We start from the raw sequence: 17266 nt of genomic DNA, 5'->3' as shown, positions 1-17266 counted from the left end.
ATTATAACCCCAAAGCTTCCGCGGTTTGTATATCATTCGTCATGGCCGTAAACCAATTCGGATACAAGGAAACCGGCCGCGTTATTTCTTCCAGTCTCGCTACATCCTCGGCGCTCAACTGAAGCTCTACTGCGCGCAGATTATCTTCCAATTGGGCTAATTTACTGGAGCCGACCAATACGCTGCTGACGTGTGGTTGGGCCAAGAGCCATGCCAGCGAGACTTGTGCCGGTGTTGATCCATATTCTCCAGCTATTTCACGAACGGTGTCCAAAATGTTGAAACCCCATTCTTTGTCATGCGGCAAAAAATCAAAACCGCTTAAACGATTTTGATCGTCATTCAAGTTCTCCTTGGTATATTTACCGCTTAAGAAGCCGCCTGCGAGCGGACTCCAGACGGTTAATCCGACTCTGTTGCGGACCGCGAATGGAACCGTCTCATGTTCAATGTCGCGGCCAACCAAGGAATAGTACAGCTGACCGTTAATAAAAGACGCCCACCGGCGCTCGCGCTGGATCGTTACGGCTTGCGCCGCTTGCCAAGCCGGCCAATTCGAGTAGCCGATATAGCGGACTTTCCCCTGCCGAACCAGATCGTTCAGCGCTTCCAGTGTTTCCTCGAGCGGTGTGTATGGGTCGGTTTTATGTACGATGTAGAGATCGATGTAATCCGTGTCTAAGCGACTCAGACTCGCTTCGCAGGCTTCGAACAGATGTTTGCGGGATAAACCCGCTTGGACGAGCCCCGGACCTACGCGAAAGCCGGCCTTCGTGGCGATGACCGTTTCCTTGCGACGGGTACCGAGCAGCCGTCCAAGCATCTCTTCGCTTTGTCCGTCCGCATAACCGTCTGCGGTATCAAAAAAATTGATGCCCGCGTCTAAAGCGCGGTCAACAAGCTGCTGCGCGCCGCTTTGATCCACCTTGTAGACGCTGGGATTGTTTCCCGATCCGAAAGTCATCGCTCCGAATGCCAATCTGGAAACAAGCAAGCCTGATTGGCCCAATATTGCGTATTTCATCCTTTTCCCTCCTCGTTTTTCCTTAATTTGGTTCAGGAATTCAGTATACTAAAAAAGCAAACGAATAGTATGAGACTCAAGACGGGAAGTGCAGGGGTCTATTTAACGAGTCTGAGTTCTATCCAACCTTATATGGGGATAGATAGGCGTAGTAGATACGTCTTATGCTTATTAGCTCGTACTTCCTCATAAAAAATACACCCCCTAAAGGATCACCGGTTCCCATTTGGGATTTTCCAATGACTGCTTTAAGGGGTGCGCTTCACTTCGGACGGTGTTCCATTGTTCTAGCATGCGGTTGATATTACCCTAATTTCTCTTTAAACAGCAGCTTATGCTCCTTCAATTGCTCTCGCTGATAAGCTTCCGCAATGCCATACTTCTCAATGTCAGCCTTGCTGACTTCTTTGTAAGAAAGTTTCGTTTCCACTTCCCTGCTGAAAGGATACGGATTCAATTCAATCGTCGCTTGATCCTTCCAATCGGCAAGCAATGACGTTTGTCCCGTACGGTCGAACCAATACGGAAATCCGTCAGCGAACCACTCATAGCGCTCCCTAGGTGTTCCCGGCTGCTCCATGCATGCAAAAAGCGAGAGCTCATCGCAAAGCAGCAGCGCTTTCGCATGCAGCTGAAGCAGCTTCACATCAAGCTTCTGCCGCTCTATAATCGCGCTCTGTCTAGCAAATTCACGTTCTACGAACGCAACCGTATCCGCGTTTCTGAATCTCTCGGCAAGCGTCGTGTAGAGAATGCTGCCGAGCAGCGCTGCATATTCGCTCGTTTCCTGTACGTGGTCCAGTCCTTTGGAATAGAAGAAAAATCTAATATTTCCCGGAAAATCACGGAACGAATAAGGAGCATGGGCCGCATCATTCCAGAGCGGAATCCGGTCAAGCTCAATCCAGCTGCTATCATGCTCATAAGCTGCGCAGGCTAACTCTTCTCTGCGCTCTTTGCTATGAAATAATTCGCTTTGCCATGCAGAAACAAGATCTCCGGATATACGTGCATGATCATGCTGTGCAATGAGTATGAACGCTTCTTCCTTCTCGTACACAATCATCGTTACCATCCCTTCCTTCATGACAAAACGGTCGATTAGTAGGCTTCAATTTGTCCAATCCGGCTGTTTTGCTCATACGATTGCTGTATTTCTTTATGCCGTAAAATAACAACGTCCATCAAGCTCCTATAAATAGCGGCTGCGTATTCCGGGTTCAGCTCTTTACTATCCGCAAGCTTCGCTATTTTATCAAATTGCTTCGATTCGCGGCCCGGATCTTGAGCTGTCAGCTTATTTAATGCTTTATAAATACCGACCTCTTCTGTTAATTGAAACCGCTCCGCGAGCAAGGAAATAATTTTATGATCCAATTGATCAATGCCTTGTCTTAATTCATCCAGTCTGGAAGCTTCCATGCGCCTCTCCCTTATTCATCATTTTTTTTATAATTGTACCATCTCCCCGGCCCGATCGGCTATGGACTATCACAACAATCGTTAGATGTGTACCGAAAAAAAAGAGACTTTCCGCAGCCGATACAATGGCCTTTGGCAGTCTCCTCTTACATTTCTATTCATTCTAGCGCTGCTCTGCATATAAACCGGATTTGCTCAGCTCTCTTCGGACAACCGGCGCAACCTTAGCCGCCAGCAGCTCGATCGATGCCGCTACCTTGGAGAAAGGGATTCCTCCGATATCGAATTGAGCCATAAACCTGTTATGACCAAAAAGCTCATGCTGCGCCAAAATTTTCTCGATAATCTGCTCGGGACTGCCAACGGCTAACGCATTTACGGGATTCGCCAGCTGCTCGAACTGCTCTCTCGCCAGCCTCTCGCCTCTCGCATTTCCGCCCATGAACTGACTTACGTAATGAGCGTAATAGGGATAATATTCGTCCTTGGCCTGCTGAGAAGAATTGGCGATATAGCCATGGCTCGTTATAGCTACCTTAAGCGCTTCAAGCTTATGTCCAGCCCGTATGCCTGCGGCCCGGTAAACGTCAACAAGCGGCTTAAACTTTGCCGGATCGCCTCCAAGGATGGCAAGAGCCATTCCCGTGCCCAGCTTTCCGGCCAGCTCTGCGCTCTGCGGGGTCCCCCCGACTCCGACCCACACAGGCAGACGGGGCTGCAGCGGACGCGGGGCAATTTCAGCATTTTGCAAGCTGGTGCGAAATCGGCCATTCCAGCTTATACGGTCGCTTTCGTTCAACTGAAGCAGCAGGTTGATTTTCTCGTAAAATAAATCCTTATAGTCGTCCAGGTTATGTCCGAACAGCGGGAAGGATTCCACGTACGCCCCCCGTCCCGCGATCATTTCCGCTCGTCCGTCGGACAATAAATCCAAGGTCGAAAAATCCTCAAACTCTCTTACCGGATCAGAGGTTCCAAGCACCGTAGTCGCACTTGTTAACCGAATTTGCTTCGTAGCTGAAGCGATCGCCGCTAATACGACAGGAGGTGACGAAATAACGAAGTCCAAGCGATGATGCTCGCCGACTCCAAATACATCGAGGCCGGCCTCATCGGCAAGCTTCGCTGCTGCAACGATCTCCTTCATCCGTTCCCCGGCACTCGGCAGCCTTCCGCTTACAGGATCAGCGCTAATATCGCCTAACGTATAAATGCCAAACTCAAACTGTCCCGATCGCCCTTCATTTAACGGAACACCAATCTTTGTTTCTTCTTTGATGACAAACACCGCTTTCTTACATTATATCCAAAGACGGGTAACGTCTGATTAGGTAATCTCTAGTTACTTATTGTAAGTAATGATACATAAGTTATTGCGTATCGTCAAGTTCAGGAGCAGCGCACAGTTATCCTGCTCATTCACTTTAGCATACACAAATAAGGCTGAAACAAGCCCCGCTTGTTTCAGCCTTAGCCTTATCTATTTTTTAATAATAAGAAAGCCCCAAGGTGCAAGCTCCAGCTGTTGACCGCTTGCGATGCTGCTGCCCGTCAGCAGTTCCGTACCAGCCTGATACGCATAAATGAAAGCGGCAGGCTCATTCGAATAGTTAAAATAATAACGGATTTGTTCTCCATTTGCATTCAGGCCCGATTTCACGATAATCGGGAAAGTAAGCTCTTGATTTGCGCCCCATAACCCAGCATCCTGCAGGGCGCCGCTCAGAACGCGTCTGACAATTCCGGCCCCTGGCATACATCCGATATAGGTCGCGGTTCCTTTTCCAAATTTGTTGCGTGTAATCGCCGCATACTCGCCCCACTGCGAATGATCGTAATAAGCAAGCACTTCAGCTGTCGTTGGAGTAATAAGCTCCATCCATGCCTCAACCCGGCTGCTCTCTGTCCCTTCGTCAATCAGCTTACCCTTTAAGCCTACACGATACGGGGATACGAACATGCTGTAAGTGATGCCGCATGCCTCATGTATAATACCGGGCTGCTCCGAAGCGCGAACCTTAACGACTTCATCGGCAAAGCCGCTCTTGAACGAATAGACAACATGTCCGCCGCTGCGGACGTACTCATTTAACCGCTCCAGGCAATCATCGGCTGCCGCGTAAAGCGCAGGAACGACGATTAGCTTATAATCATTCAAATTAGTATGGGAAGGCTGGATAAAATCAACCTCGGCATTCAGCTTGTACAATTCATCATACAAGGAACGAACGACGTCATTGTACGTTTTGCCGTCGGGCAGCTTGAACCACTCCATCGCCGACAATGCCTCGTTGCTGACCATTACGGCAACCTGATTGTTTTTCCGCAAGTTAATAAGCTCATCGCTTAGTCTCTCAAAATCGGCTCCAACCGTTTTCGCTTCGTTATACACCGGATTCGGCTTGAAGTCATGGCTCAGCAGCCCTTTCCAATATGTCTCCGCCGAATTGTGAATCGAATGCCAGTGCCAATAGGCGACCATATTCGCCCCGGATGCGAGATGGCTGAATGCTTGCAGCCGCAATTGTCCGGGGTATGGCGTCCAATGAGGGAAGGCCTGCGCTTGCGTCTCCAGAACCAAATAATTGCTGTTTTTCAGTGAACGCGTCATATCGCCGCCGAACGAAATTTCAATGCCGGTTAAGTCGTCCTGAGAAGGATGATAAATATCGACGCCCGCAATATCGAAAGGCACCGAAGCGGCAAAATGATCAACGGAAGGCTGTACGCCGAACGAATAACCGCGCCATTCGAAATCGAAGTTTTGCGTCACGAATTGTCCGGGCCGCTTGTATTCGTTCACGATAGATACCTGCCATGCCAAAAAATCGTTAACCAGCTTCCGCTGGAATTTTGCAAACTCCGCTCCAAGGCTTCCATTGATCGTGCCCACCATGGACGGAAAGTCCTCCCAGCTGTTAATGCGATTGCTCCAATAATCAAGTCCGAACAGCTGGTTGACGCGGTCTAATGATTCATAAGTGTCCCGCATATATTTGACGAACTGCAGCTGAACATTCGGCCCGGCCGTATCGTAGTGCTTCGTCTCGTTATCCGTCTGATACCCGATAACGGCTGGATGTCCGCTTACACGGCTAATAAGCTTACGAATGATGCGCTCCGAATAAAAAAGATAAGCCGGGTTCGTAATATCCATAATTTGGCGCGCCCCGTATTTGCTGGGTCCGCGCGCAGTTACCGCCAGCACGTCCGGATGCTCCTTCACCATCCATGTGGGAACCGCATAGGTCGGCGTCCCGACAATCACCTGGATGCCTGCGCCATGCATGGCATCCAGCACCTTATCGACAGAGGTGAAATCGAATATGCCGTTTTGCGGCTCATGCGTGCTCCAGGTCGATTCCGCGATTCGAACGACATTAATCCCCGCTTCCTTCATCATGCGAATATCTTCTTCCAGCCGCTCGCAGGGCATATATTCATCATAATAAGCAACGCCGTATAACAATTTTTTCATGATATAAGCTCCTTCTTTATAGCTGATTAGTCTCTATCCGCCCGGATTCAGAACCATTGTCATTAGCCCTTTATTGCACCCTCCGCAATTCCGTGCATAATGAACTTTTGGAAGAACGAATAAATAATAATGACAGGAATCGCCGTCAGTACAAGCGCCGCCAAAATGAGCGACCACTCTTTGTTATACTCGCCGAACAAGGTGTTTGTAGATAAAATGAGCGTGTAATTGTCCACATCCGTCAGCATTAGCAGCGGCAGCAAGAAATCGTTCCAGATCCAAAGGAAATCAAGTATCGCAATCGTTACGGTAATCGGCACAAGCAGCGGAAAAATAATTTTGAAGAAGGTTTGGTATTCATTACAGCCATCAATTTGCGCCGCTTCCTCCAGCTCTCTCGGGATCGATTTCACGAAGCCATGGTAGAGAAAGATCGCCATATTAACGCCCAATCCGATATATATGATTGCAAGCCCATACGTACTGCCTTGAACCGACAAGGCTTTGGCCATTCTAGTCAACGGAATCATAATCGAATGAAACGGAACGAGCATCGATGCAATAAATAAGAAGAAGATCAGATTGCTTAGCCTGCCGCTCGTACGGGAAAGCTTGTAACCTGCCAATGCGGCGCAAAATACGATCCCGCCGATACCCAGCACGGAGATAATAATCGAGTTTAGCGTGCTGTTCAGCAAATGAATTTGACGAAAAGCATCGACATAGTTGCTGAAATGAATCTGTGAAGGCAGCGCAACGAATGAGCGGAACATTTCGCCTTGCGTTTTAAACGAGTTAATGACAGCTAAGTAAATCGGGAAGAAGGAAACAGCAGCCAAGGTCGACAGCATAATGGTAATAAGCAGGGAGGTTGATTTTTTCTGACTCATGCTTCCACCTCTCTTTTCTTCATGACACGGATTTGGATAAGCGTGAATATTAGGATAATTACGAATAGAATGACTGATTTTGCGCTGGCATAACCGTAACGGAAATTATTCGAGAACGCTTCTTCGTAAATGTTCATCGTAATAACCTGCGTGCTCCGGCCAGGACCGCCTCCGGTTAAGCCGAATACAACCTCAAATACTTTAAATGCGCCGTTCAGCGTCAGGAAGAAGCAAATCGTAATCGCATGCGTAATCATCGGAAGCGTCACGTTGCGGAACGTTTGGAATGCAGTAGCGCCATCAATGACAGCAGCTTCCTTTAAGCTTTGCGGAACGCCCTGCAGCGCGGCCAAATAAATAATCATCATGTAGCCGACGCCATTCCAAAGCGAGACGATCAGAATGGAGTAGAAGGAAACTTGCGGATCTCCGATCCATGCTTGATCCAAAAACGTAAGCGCTGTCTTCTCGGCGAGCTGCGGCAGCACCTGAGCGAATACGAACGTCCACATAAACGCGCTGATGATCGTGCTTATCATGTTCGGCATAAAGAAAATCGTCCGGAAGAAGCCTTTGCTTTTTGCGCGCGATTCGATAAATACGGCGAGCAGCAAAGCGAATACGTTTTGCAGAACGACCATGAACAGCACGTATTTCAAAGTGAAAAATATTGAACTGATGAAGTCCGGGTCTTCCTTAAGCGCTTCGACAAAGTTGCCTAAGCCAATAAATTCATAGTTTGTATTCAAGCCGTTCCAGTCGGTAAAGCTGTAGAACATTCCACCGAGCGTTGGTATCAGCAGGAAAATCGCATATAAAACAAATGCGGGCGCAACAAAAGTAAATAACGAGATGTATTTTTTGTAGCTTTTGATCGGCACAGTTTCCGCCCCTCTCCTTATGTGTCTCTATTAATCGGGATGGGGAGAAGCAGGAATCACCTCTCCCCTGCATCCCGGACTAAAGTCGCTTACTTGTTTACTTTATTGAACGATTTCCAGGCCTTGTCGAGCGCCTTCAGCACATCATCCTGTGAAATTTGACCGGCATAATAAGCCTGCAGCCCTTTGCCTACCTCGTCCTTTACAGCCTGCGGCATAGATGGATCCTGATACGATTTGCCCTCTTTGACATAAGCAGTTGCATCGTTTACCCAAGGATAGCTTTCGAACGTATGCACAGTTGCGATCGGATTAAATTTAAGCGCTTGAAAGAACGCATTAGAAGCAGTATCATCGAGCACATAGTTGATGAAGTCAAGCGCCACTTCTTTGTTTTTCGTTGTTTTCGATAATGCTAAAGAAGTGGATGCGCTAAGGTTAATGAGCGTTGCTTTTGGATTATCGTTAATCGGCAGCGGCGCTACGCCAAAATCAAGATCAGGATTAGATTTCAGAATCGTATCCGCATACCACGGTCCTTGCAGCCACATCGCGCCTTTGCCGGCCGCAAACGCTGCAGCGCCGTCATCGCCGCCGACTTCCGTCGCTTTCTCTGTTCCGTTCGCGTTAATGAGATCGAAGATGTCAAACATCGATTTCATTTCAGTAAACGAGCCTTCATCCTTATTCATCCGCTCAATGAAATCGGGATTATCCGTATTGATGAGCGCGCCTGCCGCCAGCGGCAGTACAAGCTGCGGAATCCAAGATTCCTTGTAGGACAGCACGAACGGAGTTACGTTATTCGACTTCAGCTTCTCAACAACCGCTTTCATTTCTGTTAAAGTCGTGGGAGGCGTCAGCCCAAGATCCGTAAATATTTTTTTGTTGTACAAGTAGCCCCATGACAATGTTTCAAGAGGAACAGCGACCACCTTGCCGTCCGTAGTCGTGACGGACGGCTTGACGCTATCCAGAAGCTTGCCCACAAAAGGCTGATCGGATAAATCCTCCAAGTAGCCCGCTTTGTAGTAGATAGGAATATCATTGATGGCATGCAGCGAGAATATATCCGGTGCGTCGTTGGATGCCAGACGCGTTTTTAAAATTTGCGCCGCGTTATCGGTAGTCGGCATTTCGAGCTGTACCGTTACGTCGATATTTTTCTCCGCTTTCTCCTTCGCAACAAAATCCGCAATATATTTATCGTATTGCTCTTTAAACCGCGGCTGAGCGATAAACATTTTAAGGTTCACACTTTTGGCTTCGCCGCCGCTTGCCGCATTGTCCGTGCTCTCCGCTTTATTTGCATTGCTTCCGCAGCCCGCAAGCAGCGATGTCGCAAGCACGGTGACGAGTAAACCTTTAATCATTTTTTTCATCTAATTTGACCTCCCAGAAGCTTGTATTGTGTACGCTTTCATTGTAACTAAAAAATGAAAGCGTTTAATTGGACGGAATTAGACTCTTTCCTTGGATAATTTTAAACCTCGGCATTCTTTCTCATTTCACCGGGTGCAATGCCAAAATGCTTCTTAAATACGCGATAAAAATAAGTGATATCCTCATAGCCGGCCATTTCCGCAATCGCTTTGATCGGAATGCTCTCATCAAGCAGCCACTCCTTCGCTTTCACCATGCGCAGATGAAGCAAATAATCGGTCACGTTGCGGCCGTATTCCTGCTTGAACATTTTGCTTAAATATTCCTTGCTTACGAAGAACGCTCTCGCCAGCTGCTCCAGCGTAACCGGCTCGGTATAATGCTTCTCCATGTACAGCCTGACCTCGTCTAAATTCAATTTGTTCCTAAACTTCCGCTGCTGAATAAGCTGCTCTAACGTAACCAAATAATGACGGGTGAGAAATATGGCGGTTTCCGAACAGGACGCTAATACTTCATTACCATATGGAGCATGCAAGCCTTCACTGTCCAGCGAGTTGGCAGCCATCAATTCCTTGAGCAGCAGAAGCAATTCCTGAACGACCTGCTCAAGCATGGCCGCTTTCGTAATCCCGTTCCGCTCAAGCTCCTCCATCATATGGCCGAGCGTTGCCGCTGCGCCTTCTTTGTTCAGCTCATTGAAATGGGACTTAAGCAATTGCTTATAGCTCGTTATCGAATAGGAAATATCAAGATCCAGCGATAATGGGCTGCGTTCCGCTTGATCTGCTTCCAGCCCGCTCTTGCAATTTTGCAGCGCCGCGTTCAGCTCCTTCGGATCAACCGGCTTAAGCAAATAATCGACCGCTTTATACCGAAGCGCATGCTTCGCATATTGAAAGTCATCATAGCCGCTGACGACGATAGCCTTAATGTCCGGATGCCGGTCATTCAGCAATTGAAGCAGCTTCACGCCGTCCGTTCCTGGCATCCGCATGTCCGTAATGACAATTTGCGGCTGCAATTGCCCGATCATGCGCAGCGCCTCCTCGCCGTCCGCAGCTTCGCCGACGATTTCCATTCCGAGCCTCTCCCATTCTCCGAATGCCCTGATGATGTCCCTTGTCCAGCTCTCATCATCGACAATTAACACTTTAATCATGCTGCTCCCCCCTTGATTCTATCGGAACGGTGACTGTTACCGTCGTGCCTGCGCCTGGCTCGCTATCAATCGCTATCCCATACGACGGGCCAAAATGCATATAAATGCGCGAGGCCACATTTTGAATCCCGATCCGATCGCCTTGCGTCCATACTTGTCCGCTTTGATTCGTTATCCGCTTGCGAAGCTCGGCCAGTTTATCGTTACGTATCCCTATGCCATTATCGCGAATTCGGATGCGAACCGTATTTGGCTCGCGTTCTACGGATATATTAAGCTGCCAGTCGCCTGTTTTGTTTTCCAATCCATGGAAAAAGGCATTTTCCACGATCGGCTGCAGCGTCAGCTTCGGAATAGCGCAGCGCATAGCCGACTCGTCGATATCGGTCGTGTAGCTAAGCCGGGATGAAAAACGCTGCTTCTGTATAAGCATATAATTGTTTAAATGCTCGATTTCCGTTTTTAAAGTTGCGAGATCATCCGGATCCCGGATGACGTAACGAAACATATCGCTAAGCGAACGAATAATTTCATAGCTTTCGGCCGGCTTTTTCGTAAACAGCATGCTGCCGATCATTTGAAGCGTATTTTGCAAAAAATGCGGGTTAATTTGCGCTTGCAGCGCCTTGAGCTCCGCCGTCTTCTTCTCGAGATTCATGCTGTATTCCGTTTTAATATGCTCTCTTATGCGATATGACATGTTGTACAGCTTCGTTTCGAGCAGGCCGATCTCGTCCACGCGCCTGCTCTGCGGCAGCTCGGTTTCTTTGATGATGCCAAGCCCTTGCATCGATCTTGCAAGGTTGACGATGGGCGTCGCGGTGCGCCATGCAAGCAAAAAGGCGATTACTATCGATACAACAACGGATATGCCGCCTACAATAAGGCCGAAATGCATCGTAGACTGTGCGCTCTTATTAATAAAGCTGGTCGGAACGATCGTAACGAGCTTCAAGCCGACCGGGTCAATCGTATTGTAGAAGACATATTCCTCCGGTGTCCGGAAGTAGCCTTGTCCATCGTCAGTCTGCTTGACTCGAAGCATAAGCTCCTGCGACGGCTTATCGCCGAATGGCTGATACAAAATATTCCCGTCCTCCCCCGCAATGAGCACCTTATGCTCCTCGCCGCGGCCGATCAGATCAAGCGTCTGATCGAGCATCGACCACCGGATGACCAATGAAATCCCGCCAAGCTTTTCGCGGTTTTCAAAGCGGTTGATGCTGCGGATGAGCTGGAATTCGCCATTCTCCGCGCCCGTCAACCGGATGACAAAATCCTTATTTTGCTCGAATAGCTGCTTATAGGGGGATGGAATGACCGGCGAGGATTCAAGATCATTTTGAGAAGCGTTAATCGTGAACAATTTGCCCGGCTCCTTCAGGTAGAGCTCCACGCCGATGACGTGGTTGCCCGCGGAATAAAACAAATTGTTCAGCGTGTCCAAGATGTTTTTTTGCGCTGCGAACTGGTTGTAGATCGAAGCCCCCTCTGTACTTGCCAAATAATCGCTTAGATGCGGACTAATAAGCACGGTGTAAATGAGATTGTTTAATTGGGCGAATTGCTCCCCCAGATGAATGCCCGTCCACTTCATATTGGATAAGTTAGTGCCGATCACTTCCGCTTCCATCGACTTCCGGTTATTTTCGGCAGCCAGCAAAGTGACCGCGATGATCGGGATGACGGACAATATGATCATCGTAAAAATCAATTTATTGCGAATGCTGCGCCGGAAGGGATCCGTCAGCATGCGCGAAAGCTTGGCAAACATGGATACACTTCACCTCCCGTTTCTTCTCATGTCCATAGCTTAACCGATTCCGTAGGATAAAAGCTTTTATCTGAGCAAAAAACTAACGCCCCGTGAAAATGCTGGCGTTAGTCCGTATGCTTTCGTCATCCGCGAGGAATGATGATCGTATGAAAGGATTCTGGTTCAAGCCGGAACAGCTGTTGCTTGGAGTCGATGGACAAGCGCAGCTCCCTGGTATCCTTAAACGGATTCGTGAGAACAATAATACGGGTGCCGTCCGGCTTCTCGAAGGCGACCGCATTGCCGGCCAATGGCCCCTTAAGCCCAACTCTTCTGTCATTTGGCGATGTAAAATGGGCAAAATGCTTCATCACATAAAATTCCGGATTGCGCGTTGCAGCTCGCTTCTCCTTGTCGACCGTAAGCATCGCATTTTGCTCCCAGCCCCATGTGCTTCTGCCCTTTGGCTCAAGCACCATATTCCAGTAGATGTAGGCATTCACGCCGTTTGTGAAATAATGCTGATAAAGATTAAATACATACCTCGCATAGAACCAAGTGTTCTCGCCGTCACCGCATTCATTCTCCGTTTGCATGTAACGAAGCTCCGGATAGCTTTGAACCGTGCGCTGTATGGCATGCTTTCCTGCCCATTGATAGCCTACGCCCTTTACATATTTGTAAGCTTCCGGATCACTAAGCACCGTATTCGCATAAGCATCAAAATCTGTCGCTTTCTTCTTGATCCATTCATCCCAAGCCTCAGGAGCATTGATCGTGCCCAGCCATATTTCCGTATCAAGGCCATACTTCTCAAAGGCCGGACCTAAATAATCGCGGATAAATTCGCGGAGCTGCTCACCCGTCCAAACGCAGGAAGGAAATTTTTGATCTGCGACAACCTCGTTTTGAACGTGAACCTGATGAATCGTAATGCCTTCCGCCTTATACGCTTCAACAAACTTTACGAAATAAAGCGCGTACGCCTCCAAAATTTCCTTTTCCCAGCGCAGCGTGCCGTAATTGTACGACTTCGGAAATTTCATCCATGTCGGAGGGCTCCAAGGAGAAGCGAACAGCTTTAAATCGGGATTGAGCTGCAGCGCTTCTTTAATATAAGGAATCAGATATTTTTGATCGCGGGCGATCGAAAAATGCTCCATATTCAAATCTCCGTCTGTTTCGTTCAAGCTGTACCATTCCAGCGCATAGTCGCTCGCACCGATCGGAAGTCTGCAAATGCTGAATTTATGCTCGCCTTCCGGATGAAATAGCGCATGCATAACACTGCTCCGTTCTTCTTCAGGCAAATGTTGAAGGGCAACGTAGCCAAGCTCGTTAAAGCAGCCCCCAAATCCTTCTAATGGTTGAAACCTCTCGTTCGTAAACGCTAAATTAGCATTTCCGCTATCCGCTTCCTCTATATGCTTCTCGGTCCAAAGCTCGGTTTCTGTGCTTGCAAACCATTGTATCCGTTTCTGTTCCATAACTGCAAACCCCACTCCTTGTAAGCGTTTTTTTCATTATAGCCTGAACATGAAAGCGTTTAATTGGACAAAATTAGACTTTGCTCTTGGACAATATTAAACCAGCTGGCGCTTAACAGACAAAAACCCGACTGGACGAATGTTGTCCAAGCCGGGTTCCCGTTATAGGCATGCTTTTTGCCAAAGCTGCTGTACCAATTGCTTCAAATAGAGCGACTGCGACCAGCGGTCGCTAATCTCAGATTGTCTGAAGCCGGCCCCGCCCTCCGTTATCGCATATGGCGGCGGCCCCAGTTCAATAACGACAGGAAAGGTTTCTCCCTCTTGTCTTGGACTACTGCGCCAATGCCGCATTGCGCTTTCCCACCATCTTGCAAAATGGGGCAGCATCGGATGATGGCCCGTCTCGCCAGGGTCGATCTGAATTTGCTCGCCATTCGAAATACGTGTATGAATGCTGTAGGCGTTCGGCAGCAAGCTCTGCAGCATTTGCTCCGCTTCGGGTGACACCGTGTGCAGCTCGCCTGCCACGACGTAATGGGAATAATCAATTGTAAGCTTAAGCTTCGGCAGCGCCTGTATAAACTGCTGCGTACGAATAAGATCCTGCGTTATCGTACCGCGATGCGTCTCGACATAGACCGGAATGCCCGCTTGCCTGGACAGCGCATCGATGCCGGAGAGCAGCTCGACCGCCGAATCGCCGGTCAGAAAGGGCTTCAACACTTGCGCATTGATATAGTCAATTTGACCAAAAGCCGCTGCTCTATCCAAAAAATCGGACATTTCCACTAACGTGGTAGGGTAGGCATTCACACTAAACGATAAGCCGTATTGATGAAGCAGCTCCTTCCAAAGGCCGCACTCCTCTGGAGCAGGCACAAACGCATTTATGCCGTCAAAGCCGTTCATCGCAATGAGCTTGAACTTTTCCTCGATTGCTGCCCCATGCCCCGCCGTTCCTTGAAGACCGTTCATTCCCCACCATGACATTTCGACCCGCAAATGATCTTTTATTTTCATTATCGGTTAGTGCGGATAAGCCATTTCGAATTCCATTCCGCAAGGGCCCCCATCCGTGTTGATTTCCAAATCGATAGTCGTGCCGTCTTCCCGGAACAATGGGCGGTAGTGGGTATTGATACGGGTTGCCGACGAGTTTGCATAATGGCAAATAAAAGCACGGCGGAATTGATCCTTCGTCTTGTTTCGGTATGAGCCATGAATAAGATTTCCGTTAAAAAATAAAACATCGCCCTTATCCATAATAACCGGCATCGCCTTCTGATCCTTCGGCGGCTTGACGTAATGGGTCGTGAAGGATTCGGTTGAATCCGCTAGTTCCGGGCAGCTAATCTCATGCTCGCTCGTCTTCGGAACGACTAACAAACCGCCGTTCTCTTCATTCGCCGCGTCGATTGCCGTCCATGCAGCAATACAATTGCCGGGCTCCACCTGCAAATAAAAATTGTCTTGATGCAAAGCTTGGCCGCGTGAACCCGGCGGCTTGTAATAAAACATGCTTTGGGCCGCCAGCGCCTCTTCGCCATAAAGATCGGCTAATACAGCCATAACCGGTTTATGGAGCAAATATTTTTTGGCCGTTTCATTGAAGCGGTGAGGATGCATCACGCGCGGAAACCGCTTTAACGGATCATCCGCGGTCCCTGATAAATCCGGCTCGAAAAAACCAGGTACAGCCTTGTGGCTAATCTCCTCAAAAGTATCCTCGATCGTACGAATGTCCTCCTGCGAGAAAAGATCCTTAATAATGATATAGCCCTCTGTATTGAATTGATTGACTTGCTCCTCCGTTAATACGTTCAAAGTTTTATCCATCGCATAGCGCTCCTTCTCTAATAAATTCACTGCTCTTGACATCATCATAGAACTTTCGTTATTTTTAAGGAAGAATGATTACTGCTGAAAAGTAATGGTATTCTGCTATTATGAATTTTTGAGGAGGAGACTGAAATGTATCCGTCTATCGGAAACGAGGCTGGTAATGATTCGCCTGGCGGAGCTTTGCTTAGCGGTCTATTTGATGAATCCGACTCCTATCGCTATCGAAGGCCAAACGGCATGAGTGAATGGCTCATTTTTTTCACCTTAGAGGGTGAAGGCTATTTGCGCACGCCCCAAGGGGAAAAGCGCTGTAGCAGCGGACAAATCGGACTGCTTCGCTCCGGCATTCCTCATGAGTACGGAACCGTGCCGGGCAGCCGCTGGATTTTTTATTGGGCGCATTTTCAGAAACTGCCTGAAATCGACTACCTGCCGAGTGAGGAATGCATCGTCGCCGCCATACCGAAAGGCAATATGCAAAGCAGAGTACAGCAAGCCTTCCATCATATTTTGAATGATTCCCGCGAGAGAGCAAGCTTCTGGCATACGCTGTGCGAAAATGGCTTACGGGAAATTATTTTGCTCACTGCCCAGCTGCTGGAGCGGCAGCTGGACCCCCGGATCGAGCTTGCCCTGCAATATTTATCCCGCAACATGAATAAAACGATTCGAATCGAGGATATAGCCAAATCGGTTGGACTTTCGCACTCCAGGCTGTCCCATCTCTTCAAACAGGAAACGGGCGCAAGCGTGCTGGACCATCTGAATCGGCTGCGTCTCCAGCAAGCTGCGCTGTTAATGGAGCGTATGGGCCGAACGGCTACCGAAGCCGCACTGGATGTCGGCTTCAACAATTATAATCATTTTGCCGCTTTATTTCGCAAAACGTATGGGAGCAGTCCAAGAGCGTACAAAAAGGACAAAGCTGCTCAAATAGAGTAGCTTTGTCCTCTAGATCCATCGATTCGGTTGCCAGTCTCATTAAACCTTCTGCGTTGCCAGATCGAGCCAGTTCAGCTCTTCCTTCGTCAGCTTAATGAGCGAGCCCGCATCGCAGGAATGCAGTTCTTCCGCTGATTGCGCACCGATCAGGGCACAGGTAGGAAACGGCTGATTAAGCACGTATGCAAGCGCAATTTGAATCGCGCTAACGTTTTTCTCCGCTGCGAGCTGCTTTGCACGCTCAAGCCGCTCCCAATTGTCGTCGCTGTAAAACACGCGTACCAAATCAGCATTATCGCGAATTTCCGGAGAGAATCTGCCCGTAAAGAAGCCCCTTGCCTGCGACGACCAGGATAACAGCGGAAACTGCTGCTCCTCATGCCACGCGCAGGTTTCCTCATCGGCAGATACGCAGCCTGCCCAGAACGGTTCATTCGCTTTCGCAAGGCTTAGGTTCGGACTGCTGAACGAGAAGCCGACAAGTCCCTTCGCCGCTGCATATTCATTCGCTTCCTTAATCCGCTGCCAAGACCAGTTCGATACGCCAATCGCTCTGACGCTGCCTGACTGCACATGCTCATTCAGAAGATCGATGACTTCTCCTGCCGGGACGGAGGTATCATCGCGATGCAGCGCATAGAGGTCGACATAATCGGTTTGCAGACGCACGAGGCTGTCCGTCAGATCCTGCCGGATCGCTTCTTTATTGACGCGCGGACCGGTTTGATCATGATGCGCGCCTTTCGTCAAAATGACCATTTGCTCCCGGTTGCCGCGCTCCTGCATGTAACGGCCGATGACCTCCTCGCTTTGTCCGCCGCAGTAGATATGTGCCGTGTCGACCGAATTGCCTCCAATCGCCAGAAAAGCATCCAGATTAGCTGCCGCTTTCTCGTAGGAATGGTGGAAAAAATAATCTGAGCCCTTCATTAAACGCGATACCGGTTTTGGTGATCCTTCAATTTGAATGTATTCCATCTTTTTTTACCTCCTCGA

General features: G+C 48.8%; 15 protein-coding genes. 1 reads left to right on the top strand and 14 read right to left on the bottom strand.

Annotation, left to right across the window (positions count from 1 at the left end; translation table 11 throughout):
- Position 1: 1 nt before the first annotated feature.
- The 13 genes from ASG81_RS04255 to ASG81_RS04195 all read right to left on the bottom strand — a co-directional run bounded on the left by ASG81_RS04255 (position 2) and on the right by ASG81_RS04195 (position 15322).
- Positions 2-1024 (bottom strand): aldo/keto reductase, encoded by a 1023-nt coding sequence (locus ASG81_RS04255; RefSeq protein ID WP_056629546.1) that lies wholly within the window; start codon positions 1022-1024, stop codon positions 2-4.
- Between the two features lie 304 nt (positions 1025-1328).
- Positions 1329-2099 (bottom strand): DUF3891 family protein, encoded by a 771-nt coding sequence (locus ASG81_RS04250; RefSeq protein ID WP_162254993.1) that lies wholly within the window; start codon positions 2097-2099, stop codon positions 1329-1331.
- A gap of 26 nt (positions 2100-2125) precedes the next feature.
- Positions 2126-2446 (bottom strand): chorismate mutase, encoded by a 321-nt coding sequence (locus tag ASG81_RS04245; protein WP_056629542.1) that lies wholly within the window; start codon positions 2444-2446, stop codon positions 2126-2128.
- 163 nt (positions 2447-2609) lie between these two features.
- Positions 2610-3725: an LLM class flavin-dependent oxidoreductase gene (locus ASG81_RS04240; RefSeq protein ID WP_235548731.1), complete on the bottom strand. Its 1116-nt coding sequence runs from the start codon at positions 3723-3725 to the stop codon at positions 2610-2612.
- A gap of 201 nt (positions 3726-3926) precedes the next feature.
- Positions 3927-5924 carry a beta-galactosidase gene (locus ASG81_RS04235; RefSeq protein ID WP_056629540.1) on the bottom strand — a complete coding sequence of 666 codons (1998 nt, stop codon included), beginning with the start codon at positions 5922-5924 and terminating at the stop codon, positions 3927-3929.
- Positions 5925-5986: 62 nt separating this feature from the next.
- Positions 5987-6814: a carbohydrate ABC transporter permease gene (locus tag ASG81_RS04230; RefSeq protein WP_056629538.1), complete on the bottom strand. Its 828-nt coding sequence runs from the start codon at positions 6812-6814 to the stop codon at positions 5987-5989.
- Positions 6811-7695 carry a carbohydrate ABC transporter permease gene (locus ASG81_RS04225; RefSeq protein WP_056629536.1) on the bottom strand — a complete coding sequence of 295 codons (885 nt, stop codon included), beginning with the start codon at positions 7693-7695 and terminating at the stop codon, positions 6811-6813. Before ASG81_RS04225 ends, ASG81_RS04230 begins: the two co-directional genes overlap by 4 nt.
- A gap of 89 nt (positions 7696-7784) precedes the next feature.
- Positions 7785-9077, bottom strand: coding sequence for an ABC transporter substrate-binding protein (locus tag ASG81_RS04220; protein WP_056629533.1), 1293 nt, complete (start codon positions 9075-9077; stop codon positions 7785-7787).
- 101 nt (positions 9078-9178) lie between these two features.
- Complete coding sequence (locus tag ASG81_RS04215) at positions 9179-10240, bottom strand: response regulator transcription factor (protein WP_056629531.1); 1062 nt, start codon at positions 10238-10240, stop codon at positions 9179-9181.
- The gene (locus ASG81_RS04210; protein ID WP_056629529.1) at positions 10233-12014 is read right to left on the bottom strand and encodes a sensor histidine kinase; all 1782 of its coding nucleotides are present in this window, start codon (positions 12012-12014) and stop codon (positions 10233-10235) included. The genes ASG81_RS04215 and ASG81_RS04210 overlap by 8 nt, the downstream gene beginning before the upstream one ends.
- Positions 12015-12139: 125 nt before the next feature.
- Positions 12140-13483: a glycoside hydrolase family 30 protein gene (locus tag ASG81_RS04205; protein ID WP_056629527.1), complete on the bottom strand. Its 1344-nt coding sequence runs from the start codon at positions 13481-13483 to the stop codon at positions 12140-12142.
- 162 nt (positions 13484-13645) lie between these two features.
- Positions 13646-14506 carry a sugar phosphate isomerase/epimerase family protein gene (locus ASG81_RS04200; RefSeq protein ID WP_235548724.1) on the bottom strand — a complete coding sequence of 287 codons (861 nt, stop codon included), beginning with the start codon at positions 14504-14506 and terminating at the stop codon, positions 13646-13648.
- Positions 14507-14512: 6 nt separating this feature from the next.
- On the bottom strand, positions 14513-15322 hold the full coding sequence (locus tag ASG81_RS04195; protein WP_056629525.1) for a phytanoyl-CoA dioxygenase family protein: 810 nt from the start codon (positions 15320-15322) through the stop codon (positions 14513-14515).
- Between the two features lie 135 nt (positions 15323-15457).
- On the opposite strand from ASG81_RS04195, the gene ASG81_RS04190 reads away from it, so the two are divergent.
- Positions 15458-16270, top strand: coding sequence for a helix-turn-helix domain-containing protein (locus ASG81_RS04190; RefSeq protein ID WP_056629523.1), 813 nt, complete (start codon positions 15458-15460; stop codon positions 16268-16270).
- Between the two features lie 39 nt (positions 16271-16309).
- Here the strand turns inward: ASG81_RS04190 and ASG81_RS04185 are convergent, their stop codons facing one another.
- On the bottom strand, positions 16310-17248 hold the full coding sequence (locus ASG81_RS04185) for an aldo/keto reductase (RefSeq protein WP_056629521.1): 939 nt from the start codon (positions 17246-17248) through the stop codon (positions 16310-16312).
- Positions 17249-17266 lie beyond the last annotated feature (18 nt).

The sequence above is a fragment of the Paenibacillus sp. Soil522 genome, from assembly GCF_001428245.1.
Classification (GTDB): domain Bacteria; phylum Bacillota; class Bacilli; order Paenibacillales; family Paenibacillaceae; genus Pristimantibacillus.
The sequence above is the reverse complement of the archived record's forward strand: the minus strand, read 5'-3'. Positions and strand labels throughout refer to the sequence as shown.

Coding starts and splice junctions, on each gene's coding strand:
- ASG81_RS04255 (WP_056629546.1), bottom strand. CDS start 1,024: ATGAAATACGCAATATTGGGCCAATCAGGCTTGCTTGTTTCCAGATTG.
- ASG81_RS04250 (WP_162254993.1), bottom strand. CDS start 2,099: ATGGTAACGATGATTGTGTACGAGAAGGAAGAAGCGTTCATACTCATT.
- ASG81_RS04245 (WP_056629542.1), bottom strand. CDS start 2,446: ATGGAAGCTTCCAGACTGGATGAATTAAGACAAGGCATTGATCAATTG.
- ASG81_RS04235 (WP_056629540.1), bottom strand. CDS start 5,924: ATGAAAAAATTGTTATACGGCGTTGCTTATTATGATGAATATATGCCC.
- ASG81_RS04230 (WP_056629538.1), bottom strand. CDS start 6,814: ATGAGTCAGAAAAAATCAACCTCCCTGCTTATTACCATTATGCTGTCG.
- ASG81_RS04220 (WP_056629533.1), bottom strand. CDS start 9,077: ATGAAAAAAATGATTAAAGGTTTACTCGTCACCGTGCTTGCGACATCG.
- ASG81_RS04215 (WP_056629531.1), bottom strand. CDS start 10,240: ATGATTAAAGTGTTAATTGTCGATGATGAGAGCTGGACAAGGGACATC.
- ASG81_RS04210 (WP_056629529.1), bottom strand. CDS start 12,014: ATGTTTGCCAAGCTTTCGCGCATGCTGACGGATCCCTTCCGGCGCAGC.
- ASG81_RS04205 (WP_056629527.1), bottom strand. CDS start 13,483: ATGGAACAGAAACGGATACAATGGTTTGCAAGCACAGAAACCGAGCTT.
- ASG81_RS04200 (WP_235548724.1), bottom strand. CDS start 14,506: ATGAAAATAAAAGATCATTTGCGGGTCGAAATGTCATGGTGGGGAATG.
- ASG81_RS04195 (WP_056629525.1), bottom strand. CDS start 15,322: ATGGATAAAACTTTGAACGTATTAACGGAGGAGCAAGTCAATCAATTC.
- ASG81_RS04190 (WP_056629523.1), top strand. CDS start 15,458: ATGTATCCGTCTATCGGAAACGAGGCTGGTAATGATTCGCCTGGCGGA.
- ASG81_RS04185 (WP_056629521.1), bottom strand. CDS start 17,248: ATGGAATACATTCAAATTGAAGGATCACCAAAACCGGTATCGCGTTTA.